The 14203-nt window shown below is 64.0% G+C and carries 11 protein-coding genes; 5 read left to right on the forward strand and 6 right to left on the reverse strand.

The window, feature by feature from the left end; translation table 11 throughout:
- The first annotated feature begins 59 nt into the window (after positions 1–59).
- The 4 genes from ACQ4WM_RS15225 (at position 60) to ACQ4WM_RS15240 (ending at position 5330) form a co-directional block, all read left to right on the forward strand.
- On the forward strand, positions 60–569 hold the full coding sequence (locus ACQ4WM_RS15225) for a sigma-70 family RNA polymerase sigma factor (protein ID WP_436547518.1): 510 nt from the start codon (positions 60–62) through the stop codon (positions 567–569).
- Positions 566–1552 (forward strand): FecR domain-containing protein, encoded by a 987-nt coding sequence (locus tag ACQ4WM_RS15230; RefSeq protein WP_436547519.1) that lies wholly within the window; start codon positions 566–568, stop codon positions 1550–1552. Before ACQ4WM_RS15225 ends, ACQ4WM_RS15230 begins: the two co-directional genes overlap by 4 nt.
- A 101-nt stretch (positions 1553–1653) precedes the next feature.
- Complete coding sequence (locus tag ACQ4WM_RS15235; RefSeq protein ID WP_436547520.1) at positions 1654–4110, forward strand: TonB-dependent siderophore receptor; 2457 nt, start codon at positions 1654–1656, stop codon at positions 4108–4110.
- Positions 4110–5330, forward strand: coding sequence for a PepSY-associated TM helix domain-containing protein (locus ACQ4WM_RS15240; protein ID WP_436547521.1), 1221 nt, complete (start codon positions 4110–4112; stop codon positions 5328–5330). The genes ACQ4WM_RS15235 and ACQ4WM_RS15240 overlap by 1 nt, the downstream gene beginning before the upstream one ends.
- Here ACQ4WM_RS15240 and ACQ4WM_RS15245 read toward each other — a convergent pair.
- Positions 5254–5850: an RNA 2'-phosphotransferase gene (locus ACQ4WM_RS15245; RefSeq protein WP_436547522.1), complete on the reverse strand. Its 597-nt coding sequence runs from the start codon at positions 5848–5850 to the stop codon at positions 5254–5256. The genes ACQ4WM_RS15240 and ACQ4WM_RS15245 overlap by 77 nt on opposite strands.
- A gap of 174 nt (positions 5851–6024) precedes the next feature.
- Between ACQ4WM_RS15245 and ACQ4WM_RS15250 the strand changes: the two genes are divergently transcribed.
- A complete protein-coding gene (locus ACQ4WM_RS15250) occupies positions 6025–7215 on the forward strand; it encodes a response regulator (RefSeq protein WP_436547523.1) in 1191 nt (396 codons plus the stop codon).
- Between the two features lie 28 nt (positions 7216–7243).
- Here the strand turns inward: ACQ4WM_RS15250 and ACQ4WM_RS15255 are convergent, their stop codons facing one another.
- The 5 genes from ACQ4WM_RS15255 to ACQ4WM_RS15275 form a co-directional block, all read right to left on the reverse strand.
- On the reverse strand, positions 7244–9937 hold the full coding sequence (locus ACQ4WM_RS15255; protein ID WP_436547524.1) for a polysaccharide deacetylase family protein: 2694 nt from the start codon (positions 9935–9937) through the stop codon (positions 7244–7246).
- Positions 9938–10089: 152 nt separating this feature from the next.
- Complete coding sequence (msrA, locus tag ACQ4WM_RS15260) at positions 10090–10599, reverse strand: peptide-methionine (S)-S-oxide reductase MsrA (RefSeq protein WP_436547525.1); 510 nt, start codon at positions 10597–10599, stop codon at positions 10090–10092.
- A gap of 13 nt (positions 10600–10612) precedes the next feature.
- On the reverse strand, positions 10613–12001 hold the full coding sequence (locus tag ACQ4WM_RS15265; RefSeq protein WP_436547526.1) for an MBL fold metallo-hydrolase: 1389 nt from the start codon (positions 11999–12001) through the stop codon (positions 10613–10615).
- A 60-nt stretch (positions 12002–12061) separates the two neighbouring features.
- On the reverse strand, positions 12062–13036 hold the full coding sequence (gene hemB, locus ACQ4WM_RS15270; protein WP_436547527.1) for a porphobilinogen synthase: 975 nt from the start codon (positions 13034–13036) through the stop codon (positions 12062–12064).
- Positions 13037–13128: 92 nt separating this feature from the next.
- On the reverse strand, positions 13129–14073 hold the full coding sequence (locus ACQ4WM_RS15275; RefSeq protein WP_436547528.1) for a VirK/YbjX family protein: 945 nt from the start codon (positions 14071–14073) through the stop codon (positions 13129–13131).
- Between the last annotated feature and the right edge of the window lie 130 nt (positions 14074–14203).

Below are 14203 nucleotides of genomic sequence, written 5' to 3' on the forward strand. Positions count from 1 at the left end.
AACAATTCTCAATCGCATCAAAGCCCGGCCGACGGCCTGTGGCTTGCCCAGGAAGCCCCATGGTCCGCCCCGAACTGGAACTGCATCAGCAAATCGAAGTCCTTTACAGCAACCATCACGGCTGGCTGCAGGGCTGGTTGCGTGGCAAGCTGGGCAGCGCTTTTGACGCGGCCGACCTGGCGCACGACACCTATCTGCGCATTCTTGCGCGGGGCCGCGCGCCCCGGCCCGAGGAATCGCGCCAGCACCTGGCGCAGATCGCCAATGGCCTGATGATCGACCTGTTCCGCCGCCGCCATATCGAAGCGGCGTATATCGAGGCGCTGGCCCATTTGCCGCCGGCCGCCATGCCGACGCCGGAGCAGCGCGCGTTGATTATCGAAGCCCTGACGGAAATCGACACCATCCTGGCCAGCCTGCCAGCCAAGGTGCGCGAGGCTTTCTTGCTGTGCAAGGTCGAAGGACTCGATTACCGCGAAATCGCCCGGCGTCTCGATGTGTCCGTCTCGTCGGTGGAAAAATATATGGTGCGCGCGCTGCTGGCCTGCTGTGCCACGCAAGCGGCATGAGCAGTATGAACACTACGCCGGTCTCGCCAGCGGCACTGCAGCGCGCTGCCGAATGGATGGCGCGGCTGTGGTCGGGCGAAGCCAGCGCAGCCGATGCTGCCGCCTGCGCGGCCTGGCGCGCAGCCAACCCCGAACACGAGCGGGCCTGGGCGCGGCTGCAGCGCTTCGAGCAGCAATTCGACACCATCCCGCGCGAAGTGGCGCGTGGCGCCTTGTCCGGCGCACCGCGCCAGCTTGAGCGCCGGCGCGCGCTGCAGGTGCTGGCCATCATCGCCAGTGGCGGCGGCGCGGCCTTGCTGGCGCAGCAAACGGGGCTGTGGCAGCGGGCAAGGTCCGACTACCGCACGGCAGTCGGCGAAACACGCGCCATTGTGCTGGCCGACGGCAGCCAGGTCGTGCTCGACACGGCCAGCGCCATCGATGTGGCCTATACCGCCAGCGAGCGGCGCATTGTGCTGCGCGCCGGCGCCATCCTGGTGACGAGCGCGCCCGACACGGCCACCATGCACCGCCCGCTCTTGGTGCAAACCGCGCAAGGCACGGCCACCGCGCTGGGCACGCGTTTCAGCGTGCGCACCGGCGATGGCACAAGCGACGTGGCCGTATTCGAGGGCCTGGTCGAACTACGCCCGCTGCACGCAACAGCAGTAGCGGCACCAGCCCTGCGCCTGCCAGCGGGAATGCGCGGCAGCTACTCACCCCATGGTGCGCAGGCAAATGGCCAGGTCGAAGACAGTGCTGCGGCCTGGACCCAGGGCAGCCTGGTGGCCGAACGCATGCGCCTGGCCGACCTGCTGAGCGAACTGGCGCGCTACCGGCATGGCGTGCTGCGCTGCGACGAGCGCATCGCCGACCTTCGCGTGACGGGCGTGTATTCCCTGCGCGATATCGACCGCTCGCTGGCCAACCTGGCATGCAGCCTGCCGGTGGAACTGGCCTACCGCACGCGTTTCTGGGTCACGCTGCGCCCGCGCCACGGTTGATTGTTCATTCTTTAAAAAAAAATCAAAAATAAGTTGAGGGTTTTTTGTTCTGGCTCGGAATACCAGCAACAACACCAATCAACCAACAAAGGATGTCTCCCATGGCACACCGCCTGCAATCGCCTGCTCACGTCATGCGCCCCACCGCCCTCGCCCTTGCCATCCATGCCGTGCTGCTGGGCGGCACGCTGGCCTTTACCGCCACCGCAGCACAGGCCCAGACGGCAGCCGACACCGAAGGCAAGCGCCAATACGCAATCGCCGCCGGCCCGCTGGAACGGGTGCTGACCAATTTTGCCAGCGCAGCCGGCGTGGAACTGTCGGCCGATGCGCAGCTACTGCAAGGCAAGAACAGCGCCGGCCTGTCCGGCAGCTACACGGTGCGCCAGGGTTTTGATGCGCTGCTGCGCGGCCACGGCCTGCGCCTGGTTACCGGTGCGACTGGCGCATATGCACTGCAGGCCGAGGCGCAACAAGCTGCACCGGCATCGGCGGGCACCATCAACGCCACGCTGCCGGCGATTACCGTCAGCGCCAGCCTTGAGCGCGAAACGGCCACCGGTCCGGTGCGCGGCTATGTGGCGCGCAGGAGCGGCTCGGCCACCAAGACCGATACGGCATTGAGCGAAAATCCGCAATCGGTATCGGTCGTCACGGCCGATGAAATCAGCGACCGCAATGCCGAGTCGCTGGACGAAACGCTGCGTTACACGGCCGGCGTCACGCCCAACCAGCGCCCGCTGGGCAGCGACGACTCTTCGCTGCTGCGCGGCTTCACCATCGAGACGGCCGGCATCCTGCAGGACGGCCTGCGCAATTCGGGCCGCACCTTTGGCGCCTCGATCGAGCCGTATGGCCTGGAACGGCTGGAAGTGCTGCGCGGTCCCGCCTCGGTGCTGTATGGTCAGATTCCGCCCGGCGGCGTGGTCAACGCCGTCAGCAAGCGTCCCAGCCTGGATGCGGTGCGCGAAGTGGGCCTGGAATACGGCAGCTACCAGCGCCGCCAGCTGAAAGCCGACGTCGGCGGTGCATTGGACGAGCAAGGCGCCTGGACCTATCGGGTGGTGATGCTGGGCCGCGAGGCCGGCACGCGCCTCGAACACGACCGCGACAACCGCCTGTATTTCGCGCCTTCCCTGAGCTGGCAGATCGGCGCCGGCACGCGCCTGACCCTGCTGGCGCGCCACGAGCGCGACAACCAGCAATACGCGTTTCCCAACCAGTTGCTGGAACCGGGCCCGCGCGGCCAGGTCGACCCCAGGGTCAACCTGATGGGCTATGACAACCGCTTCAAGCGCAGCAATACCATGACCGGCTATGAGTTCGAGCACACCTTCAACGACACTTGGTCGCTGCGCCAGAACCTGCGCTACACCCATCTGAAAAACCAGCGCACCGACGTGTTCCCGCTGGAACTCAATAGCGATGCCACGGTGGAACGCTATTTCCGCCCGGTCGATACGGAATCGAACAGCCTGTTTGCCGACACCCAGTTGCAGGCGCGCTTTGCCACCGGCGCGCTGTCGCACCTGATCTTGCTGGGCGTGGACTACGCGAATATCCGCAACCGCGACGACTATATCTATAAAGTCGGCTTTATCACGCCGCTCGACCTGTACCAGCCAGTGTATGCACCGCAGCAAAAGCTGCCGGGCACCAATCCCACGCAGGCACGTGCGCCATCGCGCCAGCTGGGCCTGTATGCCCAGGACCAGCTGAAATGGCAGCGCTGGGTGGTCACCGCCGGCCTGCGCCACGACAAGGCCACGCAGTCGCAAACCACCACCAGCGTGCTGACCGGCGCCGTGCGGCCCGATTATGATCAGTCGCCCTCGGCCACCACCGGCCGCCTGGGCGCGGTCTACCTGTTCGACAATGGCTGGGCGCCGTATGTCAGCTATGCCAGTTCGTTTTCACCCGAACTGGGCACGGCGGTCGGTGGCGGCGCCCTGAAACCATCGCGCGGCAAGCAGTTCGAAGCGGGCGTGCGCTATGAACCGGTGGGCCAGCGCGCCAGCTACACAGCCGCCATCTTCGACCTGGTGCGCGACAATGTGTCGACCGCCGCCGCCGGCAACCCTGGCTTCCTGGTACAAACCGGCAAGGTCGAAGCGCGCGGCCTGGAACTGGAAGCGCGCACCGAGTTCGCCAGCCGCCTGAGCCTGATCGCGCAATACACCTACCTGGACACCGATATCAAGCAGAGCAACAACGGCGACAAGGGCCTGCAACAGCAAGGTGCGCCACGCCACAGTGCGTCGGCCTGGGCCCGCCAGTCGTTCACCGTGGCCAACACGGTGCCCGCCTACGCCGCGCTGGGCATGCGCTTTATCGGCGCCATGCGGTCGAACTCCGACGGCGACAGCCTGAATATCCGCAACGGTGGCATGACACAGTGGGATGCGGCGCTGGGCATCACGCACGGCGCCTGGAATATCAGCCTCAACATCAATAATGTGCTGAGCAAACAGACCCTGTTCGACTGCGGCTACCTGCCTGGCCTGTGCTACCGCAGCGCCGAACGTACGGCCAATCTCAGCGCCATGTACAAGTTCTGATGCGCCTCGCGTTACGGCCGGCGCTGGCGGCCATGCACCGCTACGCTGGCCTGCTGATGGCAGGCTTTTTGCTGGTGGCAGGCCTGACGGGCAGCGCGCTGGCCTGGACCGACGAACTGGAAGGCGTCATCATGCCAGCCGTGTTTCGCGCATCACCGCCTACGCCCGGCGCCATGGTGCTCGACCCGCTGCTGCTGCGCGAGCAAATCGCGGCGCGCTTTCCGCAGGCGCAGGTGGTGTATGCGCCGCTATCAAGACCTGCTGGCCACAGCATGGTGTTCTATCTGCGCGCGTCAGGCGAGGCAGCGCTGGAGCATGACGAAGTGTTTGTCGACCCGTACACGGGAGCGGTGCTGGGCCAGCGCCTGTGGGGCGAGATCGGCCAGGGCCTGGTCAACCTGCTGCCGTTTATCGAGCGGCTGCACCATTCGCTGGCCCTGGGCGACACGGGCCTGCTGGTATTCGGCATAGTTGCCATTATCTGGACCGTCGACTGTTTTGTCGGCGCCGCGCTGACCTTCCCGGCGCGCCTCAAGAAACGGCCGTCGACCGGCAAACCGTGGCTGGTGCGCTGGCGCCCATCCTGGCTGGTGCGCCGCCACGGCGGCAGCTACAAGCTGGTATTCGACCTGCACCGCGCCGGCGGCCTGTGGCTGTGGACCATGCTGCTGGTGTTTGCCTGGAGCGGCGTTGCCTTCAATCTGTATGGTGCTTACGCGGCCGTGATGAACCCGTTCTTCGCCCACCAGCCAGCCGAGGAAATTGTCGGGCGCCACCAGGCTGCACCGGGCCCGCACATGGGCTGGCAACAGGCGCGCAGCCAGGGCCGTTTGCTGATGCGCGACCTGGCACGCAGTGAGTCCTTTGCCGTCATCGAAGAAAACGCGCTCGCTTATGAACCGGGCCTGGGTGTGTATAGCTATAAAGTGCGCAGCAGCCGTGACGTACGCGCGCGCAAGGGCTTGACCACCATCTTCTTTGACGCAGCCAGCGGCCAGCTGCTGGCCAGCTGGCTGCCAACCGGCACGGCCAGTGGCGACACCATCCGCAGCTGGATCAGCGCCCTGCATATGGCCTCGATGTGGGGCTGGCCGTTCAAGCTGTTCGTCTGTGCAATGGGACTGGCGGTGGCCATGCTGAGTATTACGGGCGTGCTGGTATGGCGGCGCAAGCGGCAGGGCCAGGCCCAGTTGCGCTTGCGCCAGCTGACGGAAAGGTGATAAAGGCGGCCGGTACGGCATCGGTCAGCCATACCCCGTTGGCGGATACATAAAACACACGGCCCTGCGCCTGCATGGCTGCCGTATCGACTGCCAGTACCACCGGCTTGCCATGGCGGCTACCAACGTTGACAGCGGTGTCTGCGGTGGCGGACAAATGCACATGATTGCGGCTGCCCGGGCGCAGGCCCTGCTCGCGAATGGCATCGACAAAGCGGCTGGCCGTGCCGTGGAACAGCAAGGCTGGCGGTATCGCCGGCGGCAGGGAGATATCGACGGCGGCCAGGGAATGGCCCTGGTTGGCGCGGATGCGCAGGCCATCACTGCTGAAAGCGTAGCGCGTCTTGCTGTCGTTTGCCACCACGGCGTCGAGCTGCGCACGCGAGATGGCTGTGCCGTAGCTGGCCGCCTGGGCCAGCAACTGATCCACATCGGCCCAGCCGTTGGCGTCCAGGGTCAAACCGATGGTTTCGGGCGCATGGCGCAGTACGAGAGAAAGAAATTTGCTGGTTTTTATCAAATGATCTGTCATTGCCGCAGTGTAGCAGAGCCGGTTTGCTTTTCCTCAAACGCATGGCGCCTGCAGTTTTTATGATGTCAGGACAGGCCTGCCGTTGCCCGGCAAAGAGTCGGCACAACTCGCCTGGCGGATTCATCAAAGCACGTTCCGACCAGTAGCTCCAGGGAAACGACCATGGACCAGACCGACAGCTTGGCCAAGGCGGCCAGGCGCAGCATTCCCGCCAGGCGCGATGCACTGCCTTATATCCTGCTGGCGATCTGGCTGGCCGGCATGCTTGCCGTGCTGGGCGGCGCCCTGTTTCCGCCGTATTACCACGCTGTGCCGATCCTGCTGTGGAGCCTGGGCTTTTGCGTCAGCGGCATGCTGGTCGGTTTCCTGTTCGGCATACCGCGCAGCCTGCCATCGGGCACCGTGAACATGCCGCCGGCCGCAGAGCGCACCAACGGCAAACGGCGCAGTGGCGATGAACCGGCCGCCACGGAAACGGCCACCGACGCCAGCAATACCATCTTTCTGGGCACGCCCACGCCGATGGAGATCAATTCGAACCTGGTGGAAGTATCGGACTGGCTGACCAAGATTATCGTCGGCGTAGGCCTGATCGAACTGAAAAGCCTGCCCGCCACGGCGCAGGGCGTGGCCGCGTTTATTGCGCCCAGCCTGGCCATCGCCCCGGACACGGCCAGGGCGGTAGCCGGCGGCGCCATGCTGTTCTTTTCCGTGCACGGCTTCCTGATCGGCTACCTGCTCACGCGCATCTACCTGTCCATCATGATCAAACGGGCCGACAGCCTGGTCAAGAACGCGTCGGTGCGGCTCGACAGCGGCAAGGAAATCGAGGTGACTGAACTGAGCCGCTTGCAGCAAAAGTCGCTCGAGGACATGCAGCAAGCCGTAACCGAGTTGCTGCTGGCGCGCACGGCTGGTGATGGCGAAAAGACGGCAGCCTCGCTGGCGGGCTTGCCAACGGCGCAAAAGCCGGCTGCCCACGTGCTGTGGCTGGATGATCATCCGGGCAACAACACTTTATTGGTAGAACAGCTGGCGCGCAACAATATTCAGGTCGACCTGGCGCAGTCACTGGCCCAGGCGCAAGTACTGCTGCAAAAGAACCGCTATGGGCTGCTGATCACGGATATGGCGCGCCTCGAGGGTGGGCGCCATGCCAAAAACGCCGGTGTGCGCACGGTGCGCGAAGTGCGGCTGGCGATGCCGGACCTGCCCATCGTTGTGTATTGCAGCAAGGATACTGCCACCAGTTACGGCAAGCAGGCCGAGGCGGCCGGCGCGCGCTTTATCACCAGCTCGGGTACCAGTTTGCTGGCGCAGGTAAATCGGCTGCTGCGCGAGGAGCGCCAATAACCGGGCGACGGCCTCGCTTGCACCATGCTTACAACTTTTCCATCTTCTGCCGCACGGCCGGCGCGGTCGACGCCGTCGGCGCCAGTTCCAGATAAGTTTTATAGGCTTGCTTGGCCTTGGCACCATCGCCGGCCTTGAAGTACGCGTCGCCCAGGTTCAGGTAGGCAATCGCGCGCGACGGGTCCATCTTGACGGTGTTTTCAAACCAGCGTGCTGCTTCGCGGTATTTCTCTTGCTTGTAGAACACAAAGCCCAGATTGTTGGCGGCCAGTGCAAAGTCGGGCCGCAGTTTCAGCGCTTCCGTAAATTGCGCTTCGGCCAGGTCGTACTGTTTTTCCTTGTAGTGCTGCAAGCCACGGTCGTTGGCGCGCTGGGCCAGCTGGCGCGTGGTGCTGGGTACGGCGCCCGGCGTGACAATCTTCTGTTCGCCACCCTGCAAGTCCTTGACCGTCACGCTGGCCGCCGCCGGCTTGGCATCGAGCTTGCTGTTCATGGCGATTGCCTCGGTCGACAGCTGCGTCGTGTTCGGACTGAGGAATTCTGTCTCGCCCGGCAGTTCGAACACGAAGTCACCGCCTTCGGAACCAGGCAGGCTGCCAAACGCCGGCGTCTGGTTCGACACGCTCGAGACGGCCGGCGCCACATAGGCCGCCAGTTCGGTGGCCGTAATCAGGCCGTCTCCGTTCAGGTCAGCCTTGCCGGCAAGGCCTTGCAACAAAGTCCAGGTAAATACCGAGTGGCCGTTCGGGCCGCCGTCGGCCACCAGCTGGTCGCCGCCGCCGGCCGTCAGCATCTGCCGGCCGATACGCTTGGCGTTGTCGCGCAGGAAGGAACTGTTGCCGGCGCCACGGGTCAGGCCCAGGCCGCTGTAGCAGGCATCCATCACGAACAGCGCATGCTTGGCCGTCAGGCTTTCGGCAATATTCTGGATTTCCGTCATCGGAATCGCGTCTGTGGCGAACTGGGCCGGGTCGGAGTCCGCCGGCACGATATAGCCCAGGTCGCGCCCCGAGCTCAGCTTGCGGGTGGCACCGTGGCCGGCAAAGAAGACAAAGATGCGGTCGTTCTTTTGCACCCCGCCATGGGCCAGCTTGTCATGGAAGGCGGCCAGGATATTGTTGCGCGTCGCCTCCGCGTTTTTCAGGGTTACAACGCGCTCGGGCGCAAAGCCGAATTTTTCGATCAGGGTTTCGCGGATGCTTTGCGCGTCACGCACTGCGTATTGCAGCTTGGGCCACTTGGCGTAGTCGTCGATGCCGATCACCACCGCCCAGGAGTTGGCGTAGCCGGTCGAGATGGCGACTTTTTCGGGCGCCGGCGCCTCGCCCTTGGCGGACTTGAAGGTGGTGCCGTCCCAGCCTGCAAACTGATAGCCTTCGGCCACCAGACGGTCCAAGATGGCCGGCAAGGCTTTCACGGTGCGCTCGTGTATGTCATGGAACAGGATAATGCCGCGCCCCGCCTTGTCGACCGAGGCCAGTACGCGGTTGGTAATCGAACTGGGCACCGGGTCGGCCCAGTCCAGCGAATCGATATTCCACATCACCGATTTCAGGTGTGCATCGGCCAGCGCGGCCATGCCTTCGCTGTTACGCGCGCCATACGGAAAACGGAACAGCGCGGCACGCTCGGGGCTGATGGCTTTGAGCAAGGTGTCGGTGCCAAGGATTTCGCCCTTGAGCTTGTCGCCGGTTTCCTTGGACAGTTGCGCATGGGTAAAACTGTGGTTGCCCACCGCATAGCCTTCTTTCATCAGCTTGCGGCTCACTTCGGCGCCGGCGTTCAGTTTGGCATGGCCTTGGGCATCCAGGCTGCCCAGGTTGCGGCCCACGTTGAAGAACACGGCTGGCACGCCATACTGTTTCAAAATCGCGCTGATCTCTTCCGTATAGCGGCGGTGCGGGCCATCATCAAAGGTCAGCACGATGGTTTTTTTCGGCAGATTCAGGCCGAAAATTTCCGCGTCCTCGTTGTTGCCGGCAGGTTTGGGTTCGGGAATCGAACCCGCCGGCGGTTTGGTGTACGGCATGACAATGCCGTTTTCCTTGAGTATCTGCTCGCGCTTGTACAGTTTTTTCAGCTGCACCACGTAGTCATCCCAGCGCTCACGCTTGAGTTCGATTGCGCGCTGGCCCATGTTGCCGAAGATCTGGCGTATCTCTTTTTCGTAATTGCGCTCGATCTCGGCCAGTGCATCGAGGTCTTCCGAAATGCGCTTGTGCAGCTTGATGGCCGGCAAGGAACCATCTTTTGCCACGTCGGCCAACAAGCCTTGCAGCAGTTCGCGGAAGGCCAGGCGGTCGGCATCAAACAGGCCAGGGTCCGATTCGATATACGTCAGCAAGCCATCGATGGCGTCAAAGCGGCCCGGATTGCCGGGCACCATCAGCTGGTCCAGCATGGCGTCAAGCTTGGCGGTGCGTTCCTGGTTCTCGTGGAACAGCGCCTGGCCCACCTTGCGCGCTTCGTCGCGCGCGCCTTCTGGCTGGCTGTCTTCATCGGCCAGCAGCACGATAATCTTGCGGAAATTGGCCAGCAGTTCACGCAGCTGCGCGGCAACAACGGCCGCGTCCGCGCTGGCCTTTTTTGCCGCAGCGTCCCTGGCGATGGCCTCTGCGGACGGCTGGGCGGGCGTGGCGGGACGGGTAAAAGCATACACGCCGACGCCACAGGCCAGAAACACAGCAATAGTGGCGGCAATCTTGATCGGTTTGGAAGTCACTTCTGGGGTATTCCCTTCAACTACTGCGTTCCGCAAAAACTTGCTTGAACCGTAATTGTAGAGCACCCCAGCGACTTGCGCTGTTCGATTTATTGCCGGAGGTCACCTTGCGCCCCCTCCGGTAGCGCATGGCCGTGCTCCCGCTGCCGGCTTTACTGCTGGCGTTGCGGCAAGACCCAATCCGGCCGGATGTAATGGCAGGTGTAGCCGTTTGGCAAACGCTGCAAATAATCCTGGTGCTCTGGTTCGGCTTGCCAGAACGGGCCGGCAGCCGCCACTTCCGTTACCACCTTGCCGGGCCACAGGCCGGAGGCGTCGACGTCGCGGATGGTTTCCTCTGCCACCAGCTTCTGTTCGTCGCTGGTGTAGTAGATGGCCGAGCGGTAGCTGGTGCCACGGTCATTGCCCTGGCGGTTTTCCGTGCTCGGGTCGTGGATCTGGAAAAACAATTCCAGCAGCCGGCGGTAGCTGATCACGGACGGGTCGAACGTGATCTCGATCGCTTCGGCATGCGTGCCATGGTTGCGGTAGGTGGCGTCGGCCACGTCGCCGCCCGTGTAGCCCACGCGGGTCGCTTCCACGCCCGGATAGCGGCGCATCAGGTCCTGCACGCCCCAGAAGCAGCCGCCGGCGAAGATTGCAGTTTCAGTCGTATTTGCCATGTGATGTCCTTGTTCAGAGATAAGCTATCTTAACGCGTCCGGCGATTTTTTGCGTGTCCACACAGTAGCCCAGGCGTTGCAGTTGCGCTGCCTGGTAGGCGCCGATGGCGTCGTTGAACAGGCAGCGTATCAACGGGTCGTCGGTGATATCGGCCTGTTTCAGTTCTTCAATGATGGCGGCATCGAAATCGGCATCGTTGATGCGCATATACATCGACGTCAGCGATTCCCCCAGCACCAGCGCCGCATGGCATTTCGCCATGGGCACATCGGTGGTCCACGACGGCGCTTCGTCCGTCTGCGGCACCAGGTCGATCAGGTCGCCATCAAGGCGGTAGTGCAGCACTGTGGCCGCGCCGTCATGGCCGTACAGCGACAGGCGCCACAAACGCGGCTGCTGGAAATAGCTGTCCTCGAACAGCTCCATGTCGCGGTAGCGCTCGGGCAGGCCATGGCGGCAAAAATCGAGCACCAGCGCCACCTCGACCTCGCTCAACGGTGGAAAGCGGCGCGCGATATCCATCGTGGACGGTGGCGCCAGGCCTGGCCGGTAATCGAAGTCGACCTCCTGCGGCCCCACCGGGATCACCCACGGCAGCGGCGCGGCAGGCCGCAAGCCTTCTTCATCGAGCAGCACCGATACCGAGGGGTCGAGCCGCAGCACGCTGGCGGCCGGCAGCGCCGCCCCCACCTCGCGCGCGAACTGGCGGTAAGTGACGGGAAACATGGCGTGGTTATACCAGGACCAGTCTTCCTGCAAAAACTGGCAGGAACTGGGCACGATGTAACGGGGACTCAGCATTTGCAGCTGTTCCAGCCAGTCGTCGGGCAAGGTCGGGCGCGCCGGGCCGGCCAGCCGCGGGGCGATCATGGCCACCTCGCGCATGGTCTGGAACGGCCACAGCACCATGTCCCACGCCCCCAGCGCAGCCAGCTGCGCCAGCGTCTCGGGACCGATCCAGGAATCGACCACGTTCAGCACATTCATGCCGGCAGCGCGCACCTGGAACAACGAGTCGACATCATCGTCGAGCGCGCGTCGCGGTATCACCTCGATCGCCCCCACCCGCACCGGCACATCGACGTGCAGGCGCACGACTTTTTCAAAGCCCAGCGCACGTATCATGTCGAACAGCTGGTCGAAAATGCAATACAGGTAAATCGGCGTGGCGCGGTCGATGAAATCCAGGCTTTCCAGGGACAGATGGTCGTCGTGGAAGTGCGAGATAAACACCGCGTCAAGGCGCAGCTGGCGCACCTGCTCATGGTCGAAGCGCACGTTCGGGAAAGCGTGGCAGTTGCGGCTGAACGGGTTTTCGACGATGGGGTCAAACGCGATGGCGGTATCGTCGCATTCGAAGACATAGCCGGCATGCAGGATGCGGGAGATTTTGAGGGGCATAAAAGTATCGGGAGAGGCAGCGCGCCATGATAGCCCGAAATGGCGCGCGCCCGATAATCCTTAATATGGATTGTTCAACACATCCATCGCAAAATACGTGAAGATCATGTCGGCGCCCGCGCGCTTGATGGCGCCCAGGGTTTCCTGCACCACGCGGCGTTCGTCGATGGCGCCGGCTTGCGCGGCGAACTTGATCATCGCGTATTCGCCGCTGACCTGGTAGGCGCCGATCGGCAGGCGCGTCACTTCGCGCAGGTCGCGGATGATGTCCAGATACGCCCCCGCCGGTTTCACCATCAGCGCGTCGGCGCCTTCGGCTTCGTCGATCAGCGACTCGCGCACCGCTTCGCGGCGGTTCATCGGGTCCATCTGGTAGGTTTTGCGGTCGCCCTTGAGGGTGCTGCCGGCGGCGTCGCGAAACGGGCCGTACAGGCCGGACGCGAACTTTGTCGAATACGCCATCACCGGCGTGTCGTGAAAACCGGCAGCATCGAGCGCACTGCGGATCGCCGCCACCTGGCCATCCATGGCGGCCGACGGCGCGATAATGTCGGCGCCGGCCTGGGCGGCGATCACCGCCTGCTTGCCCAGGTTCAGCACCGTGCTGTCATTGTCGACCGTGTCGCCATGCAGGATGCCGCAGTGGCCGTGGTCTGTGTATTCGCAAAAACAGGTATCCGACATGACCACCATTTCGGGTACGGCGTCCTTGATAATGCGCGACATGCGCGCCACCAGGCCGTCCGGGTTCAGAGTGTCGCTGCCGTGGCTGTCCTTGTGGTGCGAAATACCGAAGGTCATCACCGAACGCAGGCCGGCGCGCGCATAGCGTTCCACTTCCTGCGCCAGCTTCGCCTCGGGAATGCGGCGCACACCGGGCATGGACTTGATGTCGACGAAATCGCTGGTACCTTCGTCGACGAAAATCGGCAATACCAGGTCGCGCGGGTTGATTTCGGTTTCGCGGAACAGCTCGCGCAGTTGCGGGTTGGCGCGCAGGCGGCGCATGCGCGAGAGGGGGAAAGTTGCTGGCATGGGGTGACTGGCTTCTCTGGTTGAAAGACGCCGCAAGTATACGCCCATCACGCCAGCTGCGCCGGGCGCGGTTTCAAAAAACCGTGCTTGCCTCAAGAAACGGCGGCAAGACGCGGCGCCGGCACGCCCGCCACACCGCCGGCAGGCAGGCTGCGCAGGGTCGACAGCTGCCAGCGCATGGTGGTTGCCAGGTGCAGCAGCATGGCGCCGCGGCGGCGCGCATCGGCGCGCTTTTTTGACGGCACCTCGGCCAGGTCGGGTTCCCGGCACGGCGCGCACGGCAGCCGGTAGTTGCCGTCGCTGCCAGGCAGCGCATGCAGCTCTTCCCAAGCCAGGTCGTAATCGCAGGAAATCTGCCGACGCCGGCGGCGGTTCAGGGCGATGCGGTTGGCATTGCTGATCAGTTCGAGCTGCCGGCAGCCGAAGTAGTCGCCCAGGTCGCGCAGCAGCGCCACCATCAGGTTCTTCGGCCGGCAGCCGTGCAGCGCCCGCGTGGCCTCGCGCACGGCCTGCGCGCCGGCGCTTGATCGCAAGCCTTGCAGCGCACCCAGTTGCACGCTGGCGCCGGCGCGATGCGGCCGAAACAGAAAGCTGGCCAGATAGAGCGGCGCGCCATCGCGCGTCAGGCGCAAACACAGCTCCCCTTCACGGTGGCTGTCGTGGATGGCGGTCAGCTGCAGCCGGTAGATGGCGCCATCGCGCCCTTCCACGCTGGCCAGCACCAGCGCGCGGCGCGCCGCGTATTCCACCAGCGGACGCGCGCCCGCCTGCCACAAAAAGCGGTAATGCCCTTGCAGCAGCGTCACCCTGGCAGCACAGCCGGCGCCGCGCTGCGCATACGGGCGGTAGATCTTGTACAGCAAACAGGGATGCTCTTGCGCCAGCGCGGCCATGCCGGGCATGTCGCTGATAAAGGCCTGCCAGCGTGCCCGCTGGCGCGGAAACACCAGGGCACCCAGCATGGCTTTGAGTTGATGACCTTCGCGGTCGACAGCGGTTGCTGCCTGCGGCGCCAGGCCGGCGATAAATGAGGTCATGGAGGCGGTTCTTCGGCGCTTGTCTGTCGATGCGCGGCCATGGCCGCGAGCAGCCCGGACCAGGCGGCTGCACGTGGGTGCAGCCGCTCCGCGACGGGTGATACGGATCATATGCGAGGCGAAAAACCAG

Origin of the sequence: Janthinobacterium longum, from assembly GCF_051380735.1 — a bacterium.
In the GTDB taxonomy this organism is placed as follows: domain Bacteria; phylum Pseudomonadota; class Gammaproteobacteria; order Burkholderiales; family Burkholderiaceae_D; genus Janthinobacterium.